Origin of the sequence: Ramlibacter monticola (genome assembly GCF_016722785.1) — a bacterium.
Taxonomy (GTDB): Bacteria; Pseudomonadota; Gammaproteobacteria; order Burkholderiales; family Burkholderiaceae_C; genus Ramlibacter; species Ramlibacter monticola.
In genome coordinates this window covers 782397-803886 of the sequence record NZ_JAEQNE010000002.1, presented here as the reverse complement: position 1 = coordinate 803886, position 21490 = coordinate 782397, and the positions used below count along the sequence as shown (strand labels likewise).

The window sequence follows — 21490 nt, the reverse complement described above, 5'->3', positions numbered from 1 at the left end:
GGAGAAATCGATGACGACGGTGGCGGATGTCATGACGCGGGACGTGCGCACGATGCGGCCTGACGACTCGGTGGTCGAGGCGGCGAAGTGCATGGACGAAATGAACGTGGGGGTGATCCCGGTATGCGACGGCGACAAGCTGGTCGGCATGGTGACGGATCGCGACATCGTGGTGCGCGGGGTGGCGGCCCAGCAAGGCGAGCTGAAGGCCATGAAGCTCGCCGACGTCATGAGCGCACACGTCCGCTGCGTGCACGAAGGCGACGACGTGGACCAGGTGCTCGGCGAGATGGCCGAAGCTCAGATCCGCCGCATGCCGGTGGTGGACGAGGAGCAGCGCCTGGTCGGCATCGTCACGCTCGGCGACATTGCCGCCAAGAACCCCGACGCGCAGGACGACGTGGCGATGTCGCTGGGCGACATTTCCACGCCGGCCGAACCGGATCGCTCCGAACCCGGAATTCCATCGCAGTCCCAATCCCAGTCCCGGGGCGGGACGCCGCACTGAGGTCCGCCATGCCCAAAGCCTGGAGCGCCAAGCGCGAACGCCAATACGAGCACATCAAGGACGGCCTGCGCGCCCGCGGAAAGGGAGAGGCGCTGGCGGAGGAGATCGCGGCGAGGACCGTCAACAAGGAGCGGGCGCAGCACGGCGAGGCGAAGCACGCCAGCGCGCAGACGCTGCACGACCTGCCCGCGCCGGTGCGAGGCGGCCAGCGCTCGCACCGCGGCGAGGGCGGCCGCACGCGCGACCAGTTGTACGAGGAGGCGCGCCGCAAGGGCATCCGCGGCCGCTCCGCGATGACCAAGGAAGAACTGCAACGCGCCGTGGATCGCTGAGCGTCCATCCTCCCGATGAGGGAGTAGTTGCCGCGCGGCCACGGGTGTGCGCAAAAAGGGCGGCTCGCGTGTAAACCCGAAATACTCGTGTAATGGTTCGCTGCCAAACTGATCGGCAGGTGAACCTCATGCGTTTCTCCTCCATCTTCCAGCTCCCCGCCGTGCCGCAGCAGCCTGCCGCGCCGTTGCGGGACGCCGTGCCGAAGGAAGAGGCGCTCGCCGATCGCACTGTGCAGGTCGTTCAGGCCGGACCGGTCCAGGAGTTGCCGGACGACCTCGATGCTCGCGTGCGCATGATCGGCGAGTGGTAGGCGGCGCAAGCTGCCGAGCCTCTTTCCCGGGCACGGGCGTTGCTCTTTCCGGTCCACGGAAGGAGCCAGCATGAACCGGAACGACGTCACCGAGAAGATCATTGCCGCGAAGGTTTCGCGGGGCCTCACCTGGGAGGAGATCGCCCGCAGGGTGGGCCGCTCCAAGGAGTGGACCACCGCCGCCTGCCTGGGGCAGATGTGCTTCGACGAGGCGCAGGCGCGCGTTGCCGGCGACTTGTTCGGGCTCACCGACGAGGAGCAGAAATGGCTCAAGGTGGTGCCCAGCAAGGGGTCGCTCCCCACGCCGGTGCCCACGGACCCTCTGATCTACCGCTGGTACGAGATCGTGAACGTCTACGGCACCACCATCAAGGAGCTGATCCACGAGGAGTTCGGCGACGGCATCATGAGCGCCATCGACTTCTCGATGGACATCTCGCGCGAGCCGGATCCCAAGGGCGACCGGGTGAAGGTGGTCCTTTCGGGCAAGTTCCTGCCCTACAAGGTGTACTAGAAAGAGCAAGGCCGCTTGCGCGGCCTTGCAGTGCGCGCCGTGCCGTCGTGCGGCCGGGAGGGGCGTCAGTGTTCGCTGCTGCCACCGCCCGTGCTGTGCGAGCCGCCGCTGCTGCTGCCCTGCGAGCCGCCGTGGCTGGAACCGCTGCTGCCGCTGTTGCCGCCGCTCGCGTGCGAGCTGCTGACGGCGCTGTTCTGGTTCATCGTGGCGTTGCGGCGGTTGGCGCTGCGAGCCATGCCGCCCTTGCGGCCGGCTTCGCGGGCTTCTTCGGAAGTGAACTCATGGGCGGTGCCCTTCTCGTGGGCCGCACGGCCGCCCTCGCTGGCAATCTCGCGCTGGCGCTGCGGGTCCATGGAGGCGAAGCCGCGGTTGGATTTGCCGCCTTGGTTGCCCTGGTTGTTGGAAGCCATGGTGAGGATCTCCTTGCAAACTGAATGTTGGAACTGCATGGCGGGTCTGTGCCAGCCATGGAGTGATTGAGCTTGCAAGTACGCACTACGCTCGTCAGGCACCAAAGCTGCCGTGTGTAGGAGCGGCCCTACCTCGTCAGACGGCGGTCTGCGGCAGTACCTGGGGTCGGAGGCGATGGAAGAGGGCGTTGGCCTCGGCATCGACGCCGGGCGCCGGGCGAGGCTGGGCCTGGAGGGTGGCCAGCAGCCGGGTGAACTGCGTGCTCGAGGGCGGGATCGGGCCGAGGAACAGCACCTCCTCGCCGCGGGCGACCATCAGGGTGGGGAAGGTTTCGATGTCCACCTCGCCCATGGCGTCGTCCTCGTCCTCCACGTCGACCCAGGCGAAGCGCAGGTGCGGGTTGGCACGGGCCTGCGCCGAGAACGTCGGCTGCCATTCGCGGCAGACGCCGCACCAGGCTGCGCACAGGCAAACCACCCACCAGGGGGTCTGCTCCGAGGCGCTGCTGCCGTCCATGGCCGCAGTGTAGCGGCCCCTCAGGGCGCGGCGCAGGCAGCGTAGGCGTCGAGGTCCGGGCGGTAGGCGGCGGTGCTGACCTGCATCAATCCCAGCACCGAGTGGAACAGGTGGTCGTGGGAGACGCGCGTGTCGGCCTGCCCGCGCAGGCAGTGCATGGTCAGGCCGCTGTCCTGCTCGAAGCCGCCGGACAGCCAGGTCACCCAGGGCACGTGCTTCTGCACGTCGGGGGCGATCGCGTACGGCAGGCCGTGCAGGTACAGGTTGTTCTCGCCCAGCGACTCGCCATGGTCGGCCACGTAAAGCAGGGCGCCGTCGAAGTCGCTGCGCTGGCGCAGCCAGGCGATCGTGGAGCCGAGCACGTGGTCGGTGTAGGCGATCGTGTTGTCGTAGGCGTTGCGCAATTGCTCGGAACTGCAATCCGGCAGGTGGCTGCTGGTGCACTCCGGCAGGAATTTCTTGAAGGCGGGCGGCGTGCGCTGCGCATAGGCCGGGCCATGGCTTCCCATCTGGTGCATCACCAGCACGACGCCTTTCTCGCGCTGCACCGCCGGCAGGGCCGCGAGCCGTTCGTCCAGGCCTCGCAGCAGGATCTCGTCCCGGCATTCGCCGTTCGGGCACAGCTGCGGGTCGTTCAGGCCCGAGGTGTTCACGCTGGGAATGCGGTCGCACACGCCCTTGCAGCCCCCGGGCTGGTTGTCGATCCACAGCACCGCGAGGCCGGCGTGCTGCAGCACGTCCACCAGGTTCTCGGAATCCTGCTTGCGCGCCAGGAAGCCGTCGCGCCCCAGGTGCGAGAACATGCAGGGGACGGAGGCCGCGGTGCTGGTGCCGCACGCCCACGCGTTGCGGAAGCTCACCGCCCGGGCCTTGGCCAGTTCCGGGGTGGTGTCGCGCTGGTAGCCGTTGATGCCGAAGTTGCCGCTGCGGCCCGTTTCGCCCAGCACCAGCACCAGCAGCCGCGGCTTGGCGGCGGCGCCGAGCCGGGCGTCGAGCCCGAGCGGCGCCACCGGGCCGTGGAACTTGCGCTGGCCGAAGGCCGACTGTCCCACCGCCCATAGCTGGTTGAGCGGGTTCATCAGGTAGCGCAGCTGGGTGTGATTGCGCATCGTGGAAGCGAGCGGCTGGAAGCTCAGCAGGATGAGGGCGGCCACCGCGGCGATGCCGGCGAGCAGCCCGGCTACGTTGCGCAGCGCCTGCTGCTTCCAGGGCCGGTGGTCCACGCGGATGCGCCAGACCAGCCAGGAGGGGAGCACCGCGCCGACCAGCACCACCGCGGCGAAGCGCGGTGTCAGCAGCGCCCGGACCTCGTGCCAGTCGGTCTGCAGGGTGTTGGTGGCCATGGCGCTGTCGATCACGATGCGGTAGGTCCACATGAAATGGGCGCCGGCGGCGGTGGCCACCAGCAGCAGCACGATGGCCGGCTTGAGCAGCCGCGGCCAGGAGAACAGGCTCAGCAGCGCGTAGAGGGCCGCCGCCAGCATGCCGGCCAGCGTCAGCGTGAGCAGCCACCCGCCCTGCGCCTGGGCCACGCCCACGGCCTGCAGTTCCCGCCAGAGGGCGGCGTTGCCGGCGGTGGCCATCCAGGCGCTGGCGCCGGCAACGAGAACAGCGGCGGGAAGTCGCCGCGGCTGGGTCTTATCCAATCTTCAAATCCTCTCGAGGCTCCAGGTGCGTGGCCACCTGGCGTCCACCAGGAAAGCGACGGTCCAGCAAACCGCGGCACTCCACAGCGTATGGCTCATGAAATGGGCCCCGCGCCATTGCTGCGCGAGCCCGAAGAGCAGTCCAGCCACCGTGGCGCCGACCAGCCACAGCCGCGCCATCCGCTCATCCGTGCGCCGGAACACAAAGTATCCCCCCAGAAAGGTGAAGCCGGACGACGCGTGTCCGGCCGGGAAACACCGGCCGGCGCCACCGTCGGAAAGCAAGCTCCAGTGGGATGCATATTGAATGAATCCGCCGAAGTCGCTGAGTTCCCAGGGACAGCTCGTCCGGCTACCGATCTTGAGCAAGGTCACGGTCAGGGCCCCCAGCAGGGTGGTTACAGCCAGTTGCAACCGCTCGCCCTGGCCGATCCGCGCCAGCGGCCCCACCGGCCACCAGACCCCCAGGCACAGGACGACGGCCAGCAACCAGGCCACGCGCCGGCCGCCTTCGTGGACCACCCCGGCCAGCAGCCAGTGCTCGCGCCAAGGGAAGCCCGTGGCCGATCCGGCCAGGCGCGCGAGCGGCAAATCCATGCCGCTCGCGTCCCAGGCCAGGACCACCACCAGAAGTCCCAACGTAAGCCAGCCCGCCTGCGCGGGCGCGGCCCGACGTCCCTTTCCTCTTCCCATCGGGCGGCATCGTCGGGCGTAAGGATTACGTGAGCCTTAACGGCACAATGGGAGCATGCGTGTGCTCGTGGTGGAAGACGACGAAGGCATCGCCGGCGGGCTGGCTGCCCACCTGGCGCGCTCCGGCCATGCCGTGGACTGCACCCCGAGCCTTGCCGGCGCCTGGACCGCGCTGACCGCGGAGGCTTACGACGTGATCCTGCTGGACCTGGGCCTGGCCGACGGCGACGGAACCGAGCTGCTGCGGCGGCTGCGCGCCGCCCCGGTCGGGCGCCTGCCGGATCCCGCCACGCCCGTCCTGATCATGACGGCGCGCGACCAGGTCGCCTCCCGCATCGCCGGCCTCGACCTCGGTGCGGACGATTACCTGACCAAACCGTTCGACCCGGACGAACTGGCGGCCCGCATGCGGGCCCTGCGGCGGCGCCTCGCGGGCCGCGCCCATCCCACGATCCGCTATGGCGAGCTCGAAGTCGACCCCGCCGCCCGCAGCGTGGCCCGGGCCGGCGCGCCGGTGGACCTCTCCACCCGCGAGTTCTCGGTGCTGCTGGCACTGATGGAGGCGCGGCCGCACGTGCTCTCGCGACCGCAACTGGAGGCCAAGCTTTACAACTTCGACAGCGTCCTGGAAAGCAACGCGATCGAGGTCCACGTGCACCGGCTGCGCCGCAAGCTCGGCGAGGGCCTGATCCGCACGGTGCGCGGCGTCGGCTACTACGTTCCGGCAGAGCCCGCGCCATGACCGGCCGCGGCCCCAGCCTCACGCGTCACCTGCTGGCCTGGGCGCTGGCGGCGCTGGCCCTGGTCTGGATCACCTTCATCGCCTTCGGGTACAAGACCGGCGAGCACGAGGCCGACGAACTGACCGACGGCCACCTGGCCAGCGTGAGCTCGCTCCTGCTGCCCCTGGCGCCGGGCGGCCTGCAGCCCGATGTGGTGCCGCCGCCCGCCGTGTCCCCCCACGACCTGAAGTCGCACGACTACCAGCGTTCGATCAGCGTGATCGTGTGGGATGCGCAGGGTCAGGTGCTGACGCGCTCGGGTGACGCGCCGATGCCGCCGTTCGTCGGGCCGGACGGATTCGCCACGCTGCAACTGGGACAGCCGCCGGCGCCCTGGCGCGCCTTTTCGCGCTGGGACGACGACCACCGGTACCGCCTGATGGTGCTGCTGTCGCAGCGCGAGCGCGACGACCTGGCGGCCGATATCGCCGGCCAGGTGGTCGAGCCGGGCCTCTGGCTGATGCCGGTGGTGGCGCTGGTGCTCGGGCTCGCCATCTACCGCGGGCTGCGGCCGCTGCGCCGGCTGGCGCAGCAGGTGCACGCGCTGGATCCGCGCGAGGCGCAGAAGGTGGAGGCGACCGTGCGCTTCGAGGAACTGGCCGCGACGGTGGATGCGATCAACCGGCTGGTGGACCGCTACCAGGCGGCGCTCGCGCGCGAGCGCGCCCTGGCCAACGAGTTCGCGCACGAACTGCGCACGCCGCTGGCGTCGCTGGCGCTGCAGGCGCGCGGCGCCCGCGAGGCCCCGCCCGGGCCCGGGCAGCAGGAAGCCTTGGGGCGGCTGGAGGAAGACGCGCTGCGCGCCGGCGAGGTGCTGGCGCACCTGCTCGCACTGGCGCGCACCAGCCGCGCCGAACTGCACGAGACGGCGCAGCCGCTGGACCTGGATGCGGTGGCGCGGCGCGTTGTCTCGGAATTCGCCCCGCACGCCCACGCCGGCGGGCGCGAACTGGGGCTGTCCAGTCCCGGGCCTTTTCCCTTGTCGGGCCACCCCGTGCTGCTGGAACTGGCGCTGCGCAACCTGGTGCAGAACGCGCTGGCGCACACGCCGCGCGGCACGCAGGTGGAGGTGGAACTCGACCCGGCCAGCCGTGCGTTGCAGGTCGCCGACGACGGCCAGCAGCACGCCGGCGCGCCCGCGGAAACGGCGCCGCCGCTGCAGCCCCTGCGCCTCGGCCTGGGCCACCGGGTGGTGGAGAAGGTCGCTGCCCTGCACGGCGCCACCTTCGAGCCCGACGTGGAACTGCCTGGCGCGCGGCGCGCCTGGCGCATCGTCTTCTCCTAGGCGTAACCTAGGCGTAACTCACCCAGTCCCGGTACTCCGCCGCATCCAGGTGCGGGATCCCGTTGAACGTGAGCAGCGCATGCCGCTTGGGGGTGAACGCGAATTCGGTGACCGCCGTGTTGCGGATCCGCATGTTCAGCTCGATGGTCGCTTCCGGCTTGGTGCCCAGCACAGCGCCGACCGCAGTGGCGATCGGGCCGCCGCTGGTCACCACGAGGACGTTCTGCCCGAAGTGGTTGGCGCGAACGTGGTCGAGCGCGCCGGTGACGCCGGCCACGAAGTCGGCGTAGCTGGGCATGCCCACGGGCCGGGTCTCGCCCGCCATCCAGCGGCCCATGGCATCGCGCAGCAGCCGGAAATGGTGCCGGTACAGCTCGGGGGAATCGGGCTTGGGCAGCTTGCCCGGATGCACCGTGGCGATCAGCGCCTCGCTGTCGTATTCGTTGAGGCCTTCCCAGGCCAGGTGCTCGCCGGCGCGGTTCATGCCTTCGAGGATGCCCGCCAGCGTCTGCTTGTGGCGCCGCAGGGTGCCGGCGATCAGGCCGTCGAAGTGGATGCCGCGCCCGGCGAAGTATTCGCCGAGTCGCCGGCTCTGGCGCTGGCCCAGTTCGCTGAGCTGGTCGTAGTCTGCGGCGCCGAAGGAGGCCTGGCCGTGGCGGACGAGGTAGAGCGTGCCCATGCAGCGATTCTGGCAAAGCCGCGCGCGGGCTGCCCGTCCCGGCGGGGACTCAGGACTGCAGCGCGACGCGGCCGCGCGGCGTGTCGAGCACCGCGCGCAGGCGCGGCTCGCCGGCCGTCGGCGTGAGCGCGTCGAGGCCGATGGCCTGGCAGGCGGCCCGCAGGCGCTCCGCCTCCGGGTGCGAAGCGCCGAGCGCGTGCAGCGTGACGCCGGACTCCGGCATGGCGGCGGCGGGGTGCGTCTCGCCCCACTCGATCAGCGTGGGCAGCACGCCGTCGAACAGGCGCTGGCCGTCCGGCCGCACCGTGATCTGCCACTGCAGCAGCCCGCGTGGCGTCATGCGCGAGGCCGCGACCACCTCGCCCCGCTCGATCCCGAGCGGTTGCAGCGACCGCACCGCGGCCTGCACGTCCGGCACGCTGGCGACGAAGTGCAGCAGCCGCGGGCCTTCGCGCCGCAGCCGGTCGCGCAATGCCTCGTCATCGAGGTCGAACCAGCGGCGCGGGCGTTGCGCGGCGCGACCGGGCTGCACCGCGATGATCTCGAAGTAGGCGCGCGGGAAGTCCACGGTGGCGATGCGCAGCAGCCGGTTGTGCGTGCCCATCAGCGGATGCTCGCCGCCGGGACCGGGCGTGACGCCCAGCGTGGCCTCGCACCAGGCCACGCCCTCGTCGAGGCTGGCGGCACCGAGCACCAGGTGGTCGACGCGGGCGCGCATGCTAGAACTTCACCTGACCGTCGACGCAAGTGACGGAAGCGCCCCCGATCCAGGTGTCGCCGGCCTCGTCGCGCTCGACGTGCACGCGGCCGGCGCGGCCGAGCGCCGTGCCCTGCGCCGCGACGTAGCCGCGCGGGGCGAGCCCGGCGCCGATCAGCCACTGGGCCAGCGCCGCATTGAGGCTGCCCGTCACCGGGTCTTCGGCCATCCCGTTGTTGCCGGGGAAGAAGGCGCGCACTTCGAAGGCGCACTCGTCGCCCGCGGCGTGCGAGCCGACGACACCGACCTTGCCGCGCGGGCCGACCACCCCGACGTCGAGGCCGGCCAGCACCGCGGCGTCGGGCTTCAGCGCCAGCACCTGCTCGGCGGACTGGAGCAGCACGCCGCGCCAGTTGGGGCCGTTGTCGCACCAGGCGTGGCCGACGATGTCGGCGCGCGGAACGCCGAGGCCGCGCGCGATCAACTCGACGTCCTCTTCCGGCAGCGGGCCGCTCTTGCGCAGCGGCGGCGCGGCGAAGGCGAGGCGCTCGCCCTGCCGCCGAAGCTTGATGAGACCGACGCCGCACTCCTGCACGACGTGCTCGCCTTGCGGGCGCCCGCCCGCCTCCAGCCACGCATGGCAGCTGCCCAGCGTGGGATGCCCGGCGAAGGCCAGCTCGCGCCCGGGCGAGAAGATGCGCACTCGGTAGTCGGCGCCGGGCTGCGTGGGCGGCAGCAGGAAGGTCGCCTCCGACAGGTTGGTCCAGTTGCAGAAGTGCTGCATCTCCTCGTCGGAGAGGCCCTCGCCATCGAGCACCACGGCGAGCGGGTTGCCGCGGTAGGGGACGGCGGTGAACACGTCGACTTGCTTGAAGGGGCGCAGGCTCATGGGTGGAGGGTCTCCCGGATCGTGGCGGCGAGCGCGGCGATGCCGGTGGCGATCTGCTCGCGGGTGGCCGTGACGAAGGAAAGGCGCAGCGTACGCGCATCGGCGCCGTCCGCATAGAAGGCCGCGCCGGGCACGAAGGCAACGCCGCGCTCGACCGCCTTGGGGAGCAGCGAGACCGCAGCTAGCCCCTCGGGCAGGCGCGCCCACAGGAACATGCCGCCATCGGGCGCGTTCCAGGTCACGTCGAGGCCGCGCATCTCGCGCGCCAGGGCCTCCAGCATCGCGTCGCGCTGCGCCTTGTAGAGGGAGCGGATGGTGGGCACGTGGCGGTCGAGGAAGCCGTCGCGCAGCACCTCGGCCACGAGGCGCTGGTTGAAGCTGGGGCTGTGCAGGTCGGCGGCCTGCTTGGCCTGCAGCAGCTTGGGCGCGATCGCCGGCGGTGCCACCAGGTAGCCCAGCCGCAGCCCGGGGGCCAGCACCTTGGAGAAGGAGCCCAGGTAGATCGCGCCTTCCGGATAGCGGGCGGACAGCGGCAGCGGCGGGGGCGCATCGAACCAGAGGTCGCCGTAGGGGTTGTCTTCCACTAGCGGCAGCGCGAGCTCGCGCGCGGTCTGCACCAGCGCCTGCCGGCGCGCCTCGCTCATCGTGCGGCCGGTCGGGTTCTGGAAATTCGGCAGCACGTAGAGGAAGCGCGCCTCGCCGCGCCGGCGCGCCAGGTCGGCCACGTCGATGCCCTCGTCGTCGCTGGCGACGCCGACCGCCTCCGGCTCCATCGGCGCGAACGCCTGCAGCGCGCCGAGGTAGGTGGGCGTTTCCACCAGCACGCGGCTGCCGTGGTCGATCAGCACCTTGGCCACCAGGTCCAGGCCCTGCTGCGAGCCGGTGGTGATCAACACCTGCGCCGGGTCGACCCGCCACGGCAGCATGGCGGCCACGGCCTCGCGCAGCGGCCCATAGCCTTCACTGGCGGCGTATTGCAGCGCCGCGCGGCCGTCCTCGCGCAGGACCTTGTCGCACGCGGCCTGGAAGGCCTCGACCGGGAAGGTGCGCGGCGAGGGCAGGCCGCCGGCGAAGCTGATGATGCCGGGCCGCTCGGTGACCTTGAGGATCTCGCGGATCACGGAAGGATTCATGCGCTTGGTGCGGCGCGCCAGGGTCCAGCCCGGGGTGGGCTGCAGGTCGTCGGGTTTCATCGGGATTCCACGGCAGGGGAGAGGACGGGCAGGCGGGGGACGCGGGCGACCGGCATGCGGCGGCCCATGAACACGGTGGCGATCACGGCGAGCGCGAAGCCGAGGCTCAGCGCGTCGAGGCGTTCGTGCAGCAGCGGCACCGCGAACACCATGCTCAGGAAAGGCTGCAGCAACTGCACCTGGCTCACGCGCACGGTGCCGCCCAGGGCGAGTCCGCGGTACCAGGCGAAGAAGCCGATCCACATCGAGAACACGGCGACGTACCCGAAGGCCCACCAGGCGCTCGCCGGCAGCGGCATCGCGGGGCGCGACCAGAACGCGAGCGGCAGCGTGGCTGGCAGCGCGAGCACGAGGGCCCAGCAGATCACGTGCTCGGCCGGCATCCGCTGCGACAGGCGCGCGCCCCAGCCGTAGCCGACGGCGGCGCAGGCGACGGCGCCGAGCAGCAGGAGGTCGGCGCCGTGCAGCCGCAGGGCCGCGCCCGAACGCAGTAGCGCGAAGGCAACCACCAGCACGCTGCCCAGCGCCGCGAAGGCCCAGAACGCGGGCGAAGGGCGCTGCCGATGCAGCAGTGCGCCCACCAGCGCGGTGGCGAGCGGCAGCACGCCGATGATCACGCTGGCGTGCACGGCTTCCACGTGCCGCATGGCGATCGAACTCAGGAGCGGAAAGCCGAACACCACGCCTCCCGCGGTGATGGCGAGCGCGCGCCATTCGCCGGCGCGCGGCCAGGGCGCCCGCGTGACGAGCAGGAACAGGGCCGAGAGCGCAGCGGCCACCGCCGCGCGGCCCATGGCGACGAACACACCGGACATCAGCGGTGCGTCGGCCGTGCCAACGGCCAGCCGCGTCATCGGGAGCGTCAGCGCGAAGATCGCCACGCCGGCGACGCCGTACCAGAGGCCGTGGCGCTCGGACGGCGTCATGGCTGGCTCCGTGAATCGGGAGGAAGGGAATGCATGGAGCCAATGTACGGGCGGCATCAGTACACTATCAGTACAGTTTTCCAGATCACAAGATGCGCTGTATTGGCCGACGCGCCAGTACAGGGAGGAACCGCCCATGCTGCTCAAGGCCTCTTCGCAGTCGCTCACCGACCAGCTTGCCGCCCGTTTCGGCGAGCGCATCCGCAACCGCCTGCTGGCCGCCGGCGCCCGCCTGCCCTCCGTCCGGCAGTGCGCCGAACAGCAGGGGGTGAGCCCGTCGACCGTGGTGGCCGCGTACGACCAGCTGCTGGCGCAGGGCCTGGTGGAGGCGCGCAAGAACCGCGGCTTCTTCGTGCGCGAGGCCGCCGTGCAGGAACCGGCGCCCGGCCGGGCTGGCCCTCCGCAGCCGCCGAGCGCGCGCGGGCCGGCACCGGTGAACGCCACCTCCCTGATCCGCGGCATGTTCCACCGCGCCAGCAACAAGCCGCAGCCGGGCATGGGCGTGCTGCCCACCGAGTGGCTGGAGTCCACATTCCTGCCGGCGGCGGTGCGCAAGGTGACTACCACGCCGTCGCTGCACTCGTTCTCGCTGCAGTACGGCGAGCCGCTCGGCGATGCCGGCCTGCGGCAGGCGCTCGCGACCAAGCTGGCGGGCCTGAATGTGCCCGTGCCGGCCGATCACATCATCACCACCGTCGGTGCGACCCACGCGCTCGACATCGTGAGCCGCACCCTGCTGCGCCCGGGCGACCCGGTGATGGTGGAGGAGCCGGGCTGGGCGGTGGAGTTCGCGCGCCTGTCCGCGCTCGGCATGCACCTGCTGCCGGTACCGCGCCGCGCCGACGGGCCCGACCTGCAGGTGATGGCGAAGTACTGCGCGGTGCACAAGCCCAAGCTGTACGTCAGCGTGAGCGTGTTCCACAACCCGACCAGCTACTGCCTGTCGCCGGGCAGCGCGCACCGCCTGCTGCAACTGGCCAACCAGCACGACTTCCACATCGTCGAGGACGACACCTACAGCCACATCGCGCCGGCCCATGCGACGCGGCTGGCGGCGCTGGACGGACTGCAGCGCACGATCTACGTCGGCGGCTTCGCCAAGATCCTGGCACCCAACTGGCGCATCGGCTTCATCGCCGCGCCGGAGGCGCTGGTGGAGCCGCTGCTGGACACGAAGCTGCTCACGACCCTGACCACGCCGGCGCTGCTGGAAAAGGCGCTGGCCCTGTGCATCGACCAGGGCCAGCTGCGGCGGCATTGCGAGCGCATCCGCACGCGGCTGGACCTGGCCCGCAGCCGCAGCGTGAAGCTGGCGCTGCAAGCCGGCTGCCGCTTCGTGGCCGAGCCCGCGGGCCTGTTCGGCTGGGTGGATACCGGCGTGGACACCGACGCGCTGTCGCAGCGCATGCTGGACGAGGGCTACCTGCTCGCACCGGGCGCCCTGTTCCATGCGCAGCGCGAGCCGAGCACGCTGATGCGCATCAACTTCGCCACCACGCAGGATGCGGCGTTCTGGAAGAAGTACGGGGAGCTGGTGCGCAGGATGTGAGGGCAGCACCGGGGTCGCGCTGTCGCTGCGCCCGCCCTACAGCATCTCGTCAGGCGCGAAGGGGCCCAGAAGGCGCACGAACAGCTTCAGCTTCGTGCTGGCGCCCGGTTCGCTGTCCTCGTCGCCGAAGCCCGCGCCAGGGGGCGCGCGCCAGTGGAAGTCGCTGCCGCGCCGCTCGAGCCGGTAGGCGGCCGTGGCGAGGGTGTCTTCGATCTGCTTCGTCGCCAGCTGCGCCAGCGTCGCGCTGCGGATCACCAGGCCGACTTCGCTGTTCTTCAGCTGCGAGCGCAGGTCCAGGTTCATCGAACCGATCACCGACAGGCGCCCGTCGATGATCACCGCCTTGGAGTGCAGGCTGGCGCGCGCTGACGTTGCGGCCTTGGAACCGCCCGGACCGCCGCCGAACAGGGATCCGCTGCCCCGTTCCGGGGGCTTGCTGTTGCTGCTGCCCAGGAGTTCCGCCGCGGTTTCCGGGTCGGAGCGCATCTCGTGGATCTCGACGCCCATGTCCAGCAGCGCGTTGCGGTAGCGCGCATAGCCCGCGTGCGCCGCGGGCGCGTCGTTGGAGGCGAGCGAGTTGGTCAGCACGCGGATGCGCACGCCGCGCTTGCGCAGCTGCTCGTACACCGCGAGCATGCGCGCGCCGGGCACGAAATAGGGCGAGATGATCAGCACGTCGCGCTGGGCGCCTTGCATCAGCTGCAGCAGGCCGTCGATCACCGTGTCGCCGGCATTCACCTCGTCGTCGCCGGGGCCGACCTTGCCCGGCTCGTCCACCAGCAGCTTGGAGGAGGCCCAGACCAGCGGGATCGTGCGCAGGTCCATCGCGGGCCGGTCCGCCGCGCCGGCCGCCGCCTGCGTGACGGACGGCAGCACGGTGGGTGAAACGGAGACCGGCAGCGCGGGCCGGGGCGGCGCCGCATCGGGCGCGCGCGGCGCCGAGGCCGGCTGCGCCTGCTGCAGGCGCTCCAGGTCTTCCGGGTCGAGCAGCGTCTGCACCGGATATGCGAGTTCGTCGTTCCAGAAGCGGTCGAAGCTGGCCGACATGTCGCCGACGATGCGCCCGGCGGCCAGCACGTCGAGATCGACGAAGTTCTGCTTGTCGCCGCTGCCGAAGTAGCGGTCGCCCAGGTTGCGCCCGCCGGTGATGCCCCAGGCGTTGTCGGCCAGGAACAGCTTGTTGTGCATGCGCTTCTGCATGCGGCCGGCATCGTGCAGCGAGGTGAGGACCCGGCCGATCATGTTGTCGCGCGGCCCGGTCAGCGGATTGAACAGGCGCACCTCCACGTTGGGCTCGAAGGCGAGGCGCAGCACCTGCGCGTCCGCGCCGACCGAGTTGAAGTCGTCCAGCAGGATGCGCACCCGCACGCCGCGGCGGGCGGCATCGCGCAGGCGCTGCAGCAGCACCTCGGTGCTGGCGTCCGCGTGGATGGCGTAGTACTGCAGGTCGAGGCTGCGCTGCGCGCCCTCGATGAGCGCGAGCCGGCTGGACAGGGCCGCGTCGACGGCATCGAGCAGGTTGAAGCCGGAATCGGTGCGGGTTGCCGCCTGGGCGCGCCGCGCCAGCATCAGCTGGCCGAGCGGCGTGATCTCGGGCTGCGCGAAGTGGGTGGACGGGGTGCGTCCGTCGTTGGCCGGCAGGCTCGCACAGCCGCCCGCTCCGCAGGACAGCAGCGTGATCGTGAACCAGCGCACCATCAGCAGCAAGAGGGACTGCGGGGGGCGCCGGACGATCGTGAAACTGCTGGTCGACATAGGGTCCAGCGACTGTAGCCGCGCAGCCTGCGCAGCGGGGCCGCGCAAGGTCGGCAAGGGCCGGGACTCCTTGCCGGCGGAAGCCTACAGCTGACCCAGGGCCTCCCAGCGCTCCAGGGCTGCCATCAGTTCTTCCTCGATCTGCTCGCTGCGCCGCGCGAGCTGCGCGGCGCGGCCGGGATCGTCGCGGTACACCGCGCCGGCGGCGAGTTCGGCCTGGATGGACTTCTGCTCCTGCTCCAGCGCGTCGATGCGCGCGGGCAGCGCCTCGAGCTCGCGCTGTTCCTTGTAGCCCAGTTTGCGGCGTTGCGTGGGGGCGGCCGCCGGTGGCGGGGCCGCGGGCTTGTCGCGCACTGGGGCGAGCGTCGCCGCGGTCGCCGCTTGCGCCAGCTCGCGGGAGCGCCTGGATTGCGTCAACCAGTCCTCGACACCGCCTTCGTATTCGCGCCAGCGGCCGTCGCCTTCGAAGGCGATCGTGCTGGTGACCACGTTGTCCAGGAACGCGCGGTCGTGGCTGACCAGGAACACCGTGCCCTCGTAGTCCTGCAGCAGTTCCTCGAGCAGTTCCAGGGTGTCGATGTCGAGGTCGTTGGTGGGCTCGTCCAGCACCAGCACGTTGGCGGGGCGCGCGAACAGGCGCGCGAGCAGCAGCCGGTTGCGTTCGCCGCCGGAGAGCGAGCGCACCGGCGAGGTCGAGCGCGCGGGCGAGAACAGGAAGTCGCCCAGGTAGCTCTTGACGTGCTTGCGCTGGCGGCCGATCTCGATCCATTCGCTGCCGGGGCTGATGAAGTCCTCCAGCGTCGCCTCGGGGTCGAGCGCGGTGCGCATCTGGTCGAAATAGGCCACCTGCAGGTTGGTGCCGAGGCGCACGCGGCCCGTGTCGGGGGCGAGCTCGCCCAGGATCAGCTTCAGCAGGGTCGTCTTGCCCGCGCCGTTCGGGCCCACCAGGCCCACCTTGTCGCCGCGCAGGATGGTGCTGGTGAAGTCGCGCACCACCACCTTGTCGCCGAAGGCCTTGGACACGCGCGTGAGTTCCGCCACGATCTTGCCACTGGCCTGGCCCGTGGCGACTTCCATGCTGACGCGGCCGAGCGCGTCGCGCCGGGCCGCGCGCCGGTCGCGCAGCTGCTCGAGCCGCGTAATGCGGCCCTGCGCGCGCGTGCGTCGGGCCTCCACGCCCTTGCGCACCCAGACTTCTTCCTGCGCGAGCAGCTTGTCGGCCTTCGCGTTGATGACGGCCTCCTGGGCGAGTTGCTCCTGCTTGAGCGTCTGGTACCGGGTAAAGTTGCCGGGATACGACTGCAGGCGGCCGCGATCGAGTTCGACGATGCGCGTGGACACCCGGTCCAGGAAGCTGCGATCGTGCGTGATCAGCACCACGCTGCCGCGGAACTCCAGCAGCAGGTTCTCCAGCCACTCGATCGAATCGAGGTCGAGGTGGTTGGTCGGTTCGTCGAGCAGCAGGACGTCGGGGCGGCGCACCAGGGCTTGGGCCAGCGCCACACGCTTGCGGTTGCCGCCGGACAACGAGCCGATCTCCGCATCGGGGTCGAGGTGCAGGCGGTGCAGCGTCTCGTCGACGCGCTGGCGCCAGTTCCAGCCGTCCTGCGCCTCGATGCGCGCCTGCAGTGCGTGCAGGGCATCGAGGTCGCCGCTGCCGTGGTGGGTGAACTGGTCGACGAGCGCGATCACGTCGCCGATGCCGAGTCGGACCGCGTCGAAGACCGTGGCTTCTTCCGGCAGCAGCGGCTCCTGGGCGACGAAAGCGGCGTGCAGGCCTTGCTGACGCTGGACCTCGCCGTCGTCGGGCCGCTCCAGGCCCCCGAGGATGCGCAGCAGCGAGGACTTGCCGGCGCCGTTGCGCCCGATCAGGCCGACGCGCTCGCCGGCTTCCAGCGAAAAATCCGCGTGGTCCAGCAGCGCCACGTGGCCGAAGGCGAGCTGGGCGTTCGCGAGGGTGATGAGAGCCATGGTCAGCGTGGGAAAACCTTCGAGCGTAGCACCGCCGCCGAGCGGCCGATGCCGGATGACCGGTGGAGCACCCCGTCGCTATAGTGGGACCTGCTGCGGAAGGGAGGGGTTCCTTGGACCTGATCATCAATGGCGCCCGCGTGCAGGTGCAGGCCGATCCCGCGATGCCCCTGCTGTGGGTGTTGCGCGACCTCCTGCAGATGACCGGCACCAAGTTCGGCTGCGGCGTGGCCGCCTGCGGCGCCTGCACGGTGCGCGTGGACGGGCAGGCCGTGCGTTCGTGTGTCACGCCAGTCGGCAGCGTGGCTGGCCGCGCGATCCAGACCATCGAGGGGCTCGGCACCGCGGCGAAGCCGCATGCGCTGCAGGCCGCGTGGATCGCCGAGCAGGTGCCGCAGTGCGGCTATTGCCAGAGCGGCATGCTGATGGCGGCGGCGGCCCTGCTGGAGAAGAAGCCCAGGCCCAGCGACGCGGACATCGACGAGGCGATGACGAACATCTGCCGCTGCGGCACGTACCAGCGCGTGCGCGCCGCGATCAAGCGCGCCGCGGGGATGCGCGCGTGAAGCGTCGCACCTGGCTGCTGGGCACGACCGCGGGAGTCGGAGCCCTGCTGGTCGGCTGGGCGGCGCTGCCGCAGCGCTCGCGCCTCGGGATCGCGAACCTGATGGCGCCCGGCGAGGGCGATTTCGCGCTGAACGGCTGGATCAGGATCCTGCCCGAAGGCGGCGTGGTGCTGGCGATGCCGCGCAGCGAGATGGGGCAGGGCGTGCATACCGCGCTGGCGCAGCTCGCCGCCGAGGAGCTCGACGTGCCGCTGTCGTCCGTGCGGATCGAGCAGGCCGGCTGGGATGCGATCTACGGCAACGTCGCGATGCTGTACGGCTTCCTGCCCTTCCACCCGCGCGACGAGGAGCGCGAGGACGGCTTCGGCCGCGTCAAGGCGGGGCGATGGCTGGTGGGCAAGATCGGGCGCGAGCTGGGCATCAATGCGACCGGCGGTTCGTCCAGCGTCGCGGATGCGTGGGACGTGGTGCGGCTCGCGGCCGCCACCGCGCGCGCTTCGCTGGTCGGTGCGGCGTCCCTGCGATGGAGGCTGCCGGTGGAGGACCTGCTGGTGGTCGATGGCTTCGTCACGCATTCCTCCGGCAAGCGTGCGAGCTATGGCGCGTTGGCCCGGGCGGCGGCGGCCACTCCGCCGGGGCGGGTGGAACTCAAGGATCGCAAGACATGGCAGGTAATCGGCCGGGCCGCGCCGCGACTGGACCTGCCGGCCAAGGTCAATGGGCAGGCCTGTTTCGGGATGGACGTGCGGCTGCCGGGCATGCGCTACGCGGCCCTGCGGCTGGCGCCGACCCTGGGCGGTGCGCCGGGGCGCATCGATGCGTCGGCGGCGCTCGCCATGCCGGGCGTGGAGCGCCTGGTGCAGTTGCCGGCGTATGCGGGCTCGAGTGCCGGCTTCGCGGTCGTGGCGGCGAACTATTGGCAGGCGAGGCAGGCGGCGCAGGCGGTGGAGGTCGACTGGCGGCCCGGTCCGTGGGCGGCGCTGGATTCGACGGCGATCGCGCGCGAGCTCGAGGAGGCGGTCCGCTCGCGCGAAGGCTTTACGTTCTACAGCCAGGGCGACGCAGAAGCGTCTGCGCGCGACGGCGGCGCCCGCACGCTCGAAGCCTGGTACAGCGCGCCCTTCCTGGCCCACGCGACGCTGGAGCCGATGAACGCGACGGCGCGAGTCGATGGCGGCCGGGTCGAGGTCTGGGCGCCGACGCAGGTGCCGCAGCCCTGCCGAGAGGCGGCGGCGCGTGTCGCCGGCGTGCCAGTCGACAAGGTGGAACTGCATGTGACCCTGCTCGGGGGCGGCTTCGGGCGCCGGCTGGAGGTCGACTATGTGGCGCAGGCGGTGCGCGTCGCGATGGACGTGCCGGGCGTGCCGGTGCAGTTGATCTGGTCCCGGGAGGAAGACACGGCGCACGACTTCTACCGGCCGATGCACGTCGCGCGGGTGCGCGCCACGCTGGACGGCCAGGGGCGGCCGGTTGGGTTGCAGATCCGCTCGGCCGGCGATGCCATTTCGCCCCGCTGGATGGAGCGGGCGCTGCCCGCGTTCGCAGGGCCGGTCGATCTGCCGGACAAGACCGGCTCCGAGGGCCTGTTCGACCAGCCCTACGGATTTCGCCACCAGCGCATCGAGCACGTGTTCACGCACACCGGCGTGCCGGTGGGCTACTGGCGCTCGGTCGGGCATTCGCACAATGCCTTCTTCCTCGAATCCTTCATCGACGAGATCGCGGCGGAACTGCGCCAGGATGCGCTGGCGCTGCGCCGCGACCTGTTGCGCGAGTCGCCACGGCATCTGGCGGTGCTGAACCTGGCGGCGGAACGCGCCGGATGGGACAGGATCCCGCCCGTTGCCGGTCGCGCGCGTGGCGTCGCGCTGCATGAGTCGTTCGGGAGCATCGTCGCCCAGGTGCTGGAGGTATCTCTTGCGGGCGGCATGCCGCGTGTTCATCGCGTGGTTTGCGCGATCGACTGTGGAACGGCGGTGAATCCGCAGATCGTGGCCCAGCAGATGGAAGGGGCGGTCGTGTTCGGATTGACGGCGGCGCTGCACGGGCGCGTCGACATTCGCAATGGCGCCGTGCAGCAACGGAACTTCACCGATTACCGGATGCTGAGACTGGCAGCCGCGCCGGTCGTGGAGACATACATCGTCGCCAGCGATCGCGCGCCGGGAGGCGTGGGAGAGCCGGGGGTGCCACCGGTTGCGCCGGCGCTGGCGGCCGCGCTCTTCAAGCTGACCGGCCAGCGCCGACGCACTCTTCCGCTTGCCGACTTGGCCTAGGGTTTTCCCTGTGGTATAGTCCTTGGCTCTGCTGATGACGGCGTCGCGAAAGCGGCGGCGGAATCGCAGAAGGGCCCGGCGGCTAGGTCGATGAAAATCGGTATAGAATAGAGGGCTCGGCTGACGACGGCAGCGAAACGCGAAGGCGGCTAACGCCAAAGCGAATCGCAAACGAAGCGGCTAAAAAGAGTTGACAGGCCTCTCAAAACTCTGTCATAATCGAGGGCTTCGCTGATCGCAGCGAGGTTGGGCAAGGAAAGCGCGGCGCAATGCACAGGCGGGTCTTGCCGGGGATCGTTAACAACATACAGCCGATAAGCGTGGGCGTTTGATGGCGAGGTTGCCAAGTTCTTCGGAACAAATCAAACGCTCATATGAAAAGAAGTGAAGTTCACTTCGATTCTTTTGAGCAGTAATTCAAGATCGAACTGTAGAGTTTGATCCTGGCTCAGATTGAACGCTGGCGGAATGCTTTACACATGCAAGTCGAACGGCAGCACGGGGGCAACCCTGGTGGCGAGTGGCGAACGGGTGAGTAATACATCGGAACGTGCCCAGTCGTGGGGGATAACGTAGCGAAAGCTACGCTAATACCGCATACGAACTCTGGTTGAAAGCGGGGGATCGCAAGACCTCGCGCGATTGGAGCGGCCGATGGCAGATTAGGTAGTTGGTGGGGTAAAGGCCTACCAAGCCGACGATCTGTAGCTGGTCTGAGAGGACGACCAGCCACACTGGGACTGAGACACGGCCCAGACTCCTACGGGAGGCAGCAGTGGGGAATTTTGGACAATGGGCGCAAGCCTGATCCAGCCATTCCGCGTGCAGGATGAAGGCCCTCGGGTTGTAAACTGCTTTTGTACGGAACGAAAAGGCTCTGGTTAATACCCGGGGCTGATGACGGTACCGTAAGAATAAGCACCGGCTAACTACGTGCCAGCAGCCGCGGTAATACGTAGGGTGCGAGCGTTAATCGGAATTACTGGGCGTAAAGCGTGCGCAGGCGGTGATGTAAGACAGGTGTGAAATCCCCGGGCTTAACCTGGGAACTGCATTTGTGACTGCATCGCTGGAGTGCGGCAGAGGGGGATGGAATTCCGCGTGTAGCAGTGAAATGCGTAGATATGCGGAGGAACACCGATGGCGAAGGCAATCCCCTGGGCCTGCACTGACGCTCATGCACGAAAGCGTGGGGAGCAAACAGGATTAGATACCCTGGTAGTCCACGCCCTAAACGATGTCAACTGGTTGTTGGTCCTTCACTGGATCAGTAACGAAGCTAACGCGTGAAGTTGACCGCCTGGGGAGTACGGCCGCAAGGTTGAAACTCAAAGGAATTGACGGGGACCCGCACAAGCGGTGGATGATGTGGTTTAATTCGATGCAACGCGAAAAACCTTACCTACCCTTGACATGTCTGGAATTGCGCAGAGATGTGCAAGTGCCCGAAAGGGAGCCAGAACACAGGTGCTGCATGGCTGTCGTCAGCTCGTGTCGTGAGATGTTGGGTTAAGTCCCGCAACGAGCGCAACCCTTGTCATTAGTTGCTACGAAAGGGCACTCTAATGAGACTGCCGGTGACAAACCGGAGGAAGGTGGGGATGACGTCAAGTCCTCATGGCCCTTATGGGTAGGGCTACACACGTCATACAATGGCTGGTACAGAGGGTTGCCAACCCGCGAGGGGGAGCTAATCCCATAAAACCAGTCGTAGTCCGGATCGTAGTCTGCAACTCGACTGCGTGAAGTCGGAATCGCTAGTAATCGCGGATCAGCATGTCGCGGTGAATACGTTCCCGGGTCTTGTACACACCGCCCGTCACACCATGGGAGCGGGTTCTGCCAGAAGTAGTTAGCCTAACCGCAAGGAGGGCGATTACCACGGCAGGGTTCGTGACTGGGGTGAAGTCGTAACAAGGTAGCCGTATCGGAAGGTGCGGCTGGATCACCTCCTTTCTGGAAAACAGCAATTTCCGTTTTCAAACGTCCAC

At 69.6% G+C, this 21490-nt stretch carries 20 protein-coding genes and 1 rRNA gene; 10 read left to right on the top strand and 11 right to left on the bottom strand.

The features are described 5' to 3' along the window. Nucleotides 1-10: 10 nt before the first annotated feature. The 4 genes from JJ685_RS11745 (at nt 11) to cynS (ending at nt 1665) form a co-directional block, all read left to right on the top strand. Entirely contained in the window at nt 11-508 is a 498-nt protein-coding gene (locus tag JJ685_RS11745) for a CBS domain-containing protein (RefSeq protein WP_201674405.1), read from the top strand. 8 nt (nt 509-516) lie between these two features. Further along, nucleotides 517-840, top strand: coding sequence for a plasmid stabilization protein (locus tag JJ685_RS11740; protein WP_201674404.1), 324 nt, complete (start codon nt 517-519; stop codon nt 838-840). A gap of 128 nt (nt 841-968) precedes the next feature. Then, nucleotides 969-1151, top strand: a complete 183-nt coding sequence (locus JJ685_RS11735; RefSeq protein ID WP_201674403.1) for a hypothetical protein — start codon at nt 969-971, stop codon at nt 1149-1151. 70 nt (nt 1152-1221) lie between these two features. Next, complete coding sequence (gene cynS, locus JJ685_RS11730; RefSeq protein ID WP_201674402.1) at nt 1222-1665, top strand: cyanase; 444 nt, start codon at nt 1222-1224, stop codon at nt 1663-1665. Between the two features lie 65 nt (nt 1666-1730). On the opposite strand, the gene JJ685_RS11725 is transcribed toward cynS, so the two are convergent. From JJ685_RS11725 to JJ685_RS11710, 4 genes are all read right to left on the bottom strand, one after another. Continuing rightward, nucleotides 1731-2075 (bottom strand): KGG domain-containing protein, encoded by a 345-nt coding sequence (locus JJ685_RS11725; RefSeq protein ID WP_201674401.1) that lies wholly within the window; start codon nt 2073-2075, stop codon nt 1731-1733. 136 nt (nt 2076-2211) lie between these two features. Then, nucleotides 2212-2592: a thioredoxin family protein gene (locus tag JJ685_RS11720; protein ID WP_201674400.1), complete on the bottom strand. Its 381-nt coding sequence runs from the start codon at nt 2590-2592 to the stop codon at nt 2212-2214. 20 nt (nt 2593-2612) lie between these two features. Continuing rightward, nucleotides 2613-4238 (bottom strand): phosphoethanolamine transferase, encoded by a 1626-nt coding sequence (locus tag JJ685_RS11715; protein ID WP_236598885.1) that lies wholly within the window; start codon nt 4236-4238, stop codon nt 2613-2615. A 3-nt stretch (nt 4239-4241) separates the two neighbouring features. Then, nucleotides 4242-4835 carry a phosphatase PAP2 family protein gene (locus JJ685_RS11710; RefSeq protein WP_236598884.1) on the bottom strand — a complete coding sequence of 198 codons (594 nt, stop codon included), beginning with the start codon at nt 4833-4835 and terminating at the stop codon, nt 4242-4244. Nucleotides 4836-4986: 151 nt separating this feature from the next. On the opposite strand from JJ685_RS11710, the gene JJ685_RS11705 reads away from it, so the two are divergent. Both JJ685_RS11705 and JJ685_RS11700 read left to right on the top strand, forming a co-directional pair. Further along, nucleotides 4987-5673, top strand: coding sequence for a response regulator transcription factor (locus tag JJ685_RS11705; protein ID WP_201674398.1), 687 nt, complete (start codon nt 4987-4989; stop codon nt 5671-5673). Beyond that, entirely contained in the window at nt 5670-6998 is a 1329-nt protein-coding gene (locus JJ685_RS11700) for a histidine kinase dimerization/phospho-acceptor domain-containing protein (protein WP_201674397.1), read from the top strand. The genes JJ685_RS11705 and JJ685_RS11700 overlap by 4 nt, the downstream gene beginning before the upstream one ends. A gap of 7 nt (nt 6999-7005) precedes the next feature. On the opposite strand, the gene JJ685_RS11695 is transcribed toward JJ685_RS11700, so the two are convergent. From JJ685_RS11695 to JJ685_RS11675, 5 genes are read right to left on the bottom strand one after another with little or no spacing between them, the layout of a single operon-like run. Next, a complete protein-coding gene (locus tag JJ685_RS11695; protein WP_201674396.1) occupies nt 7006-7677 on the bottom strand; it encodes a histidine phosphatase family protein in 672 nt (223 codons plus the stop codon). A 49-nt stretch (nt 7678-7726) separates the two neighbouring features. Beyond that, nucleotides 7727-8395 (bottom strand): VOC family protein, encoded by a 669-nt coding sequence (locus tag JJ685_RS11690; protein ID WP_201674395.1) that lies wholly within the window; start codon nt 8393-8395, stop codon nt 7727-7729. Between the two features lies 1 nt (nt 8396). Further along, nucleotides 8397-9263 (bottom strand): PhzF family phenazine biosynthesis protein, encoded by an 867-nt coding sequence (locus JJ685_RS11685; protein WP_201674394.1) that lies wholly within the window; start codon nt 9261-9263, stop codon nt 8397-8399. Then, nucleotides 9260-10456 (bottom strand): aminotransferase-like domain-containing protein, encoded by a 1197-nt coding sequence (locus tag JJ685_RS11680; RefSeq protein WP_201674393.1) that lies wholly within the window; start codon nt 10454-10456, stop codon nt 9260-9262. The genes JJ685_RS11685 and JJ685_RS11680 overlap by 4 nt, the downstream gene beginning before the upstream one ends. Then, nucleotides 10453-11382, bottom strand: coding sequence for a DMT family transporter (locus tag JJ685_RS11675; protein ID WP_201674392.1), 930 nt, complete (start codon nt 11380-11382; stop codon nt 10453-10455). The genes JJ685_RS11680 and JJ685_RS11675 overlap by 4 nt, the downstream gene beginning before the upstream one ends. A gap of 136 nt (nt 11383-11518) precedes the next feature. Here JJ685_RS11675 and JJ685_RS11670 point away from each other — a divergent pair, with 136 nt between their 5' ends. Beyond that, a complete protein-coding gene (locus tag JJ685_RS11670; protein WP_201674391.1) occupies nt 11519-12931 on the top strand; it encodes an aminotransferase-like domain-containing protein in 1413 nt (470 codons plus the stop codon). 36 nt (nt 12932-12967) lie between these two features. Here the strand turns inward: JJ685_RS11670 and JJ685_RS11665 are convergent, their stop codons facing one another. Then, complete coding sequence (locus JJ685_RS11665; protein ID WP_201674390.1) at nt 12968-14686, bottom strand: phospholipase D family protein; 1719 nt, start codon at nt 14684-14686, stop codon at nt 12968-12970. 84 nt (nt 14687-14770) lie between these two features. Next, nucleotides 14771-16657, bottom strand: coding sequence for an ATP-binding cassette domain-containing protein (locus JJ685_RS11660; RefSeq protein ID WP_201674389.1), 1887 nt, complete (start codon nt 16655-16657; stop codon nt 14771-14773). 113 nt (nt 16658-16770) lie between these two features. On the opposite strand from JJ685_RS11660, the gene JJ685_RS11655 reads away from it, so the two are divergent. The 3 genes from JJ685_RS11655 to JJ685_RS11645 all read left to right on the top strand — a co-directional run bounded on the left by JJ685_RS11655 (nt 16771) and on the right by JJ685_RS11645 (nt 21455). Next, a complete protein-coding gene (locus tag JJ685_RS11655; protein ID WP_201674388.1) occupies nt 16771-17223 on the top strand; it encodes a (2Fe-2S)-binding protein in 453 nt (150 codons plus the stop codon). After that, complete coding sequence (locus JJ685_RS11650) at nt 17220-19499, top strand: xanthine dehydrogenase family protein molybdopterin-binding subunit (protein ID WP_201674387.1); 2280 nt, start codon at nt 17220-17222, stop codon at nt 19497-19499. The genes JJ685_RS11655 and JJ685_RS11650 overlap by 4 nt, the downstream gene beginning before the upstream one ends. A gap of 425 nt (nt 19500-19924) precedes the next feature. Beyond that, nucleotides 19925-21455, top strand: a 16S ribosomal RNA gene (locus JJ685_RS11645). The last annotated feature ends 35 nt before the right edge of the window (nt 21456-21490 follow it).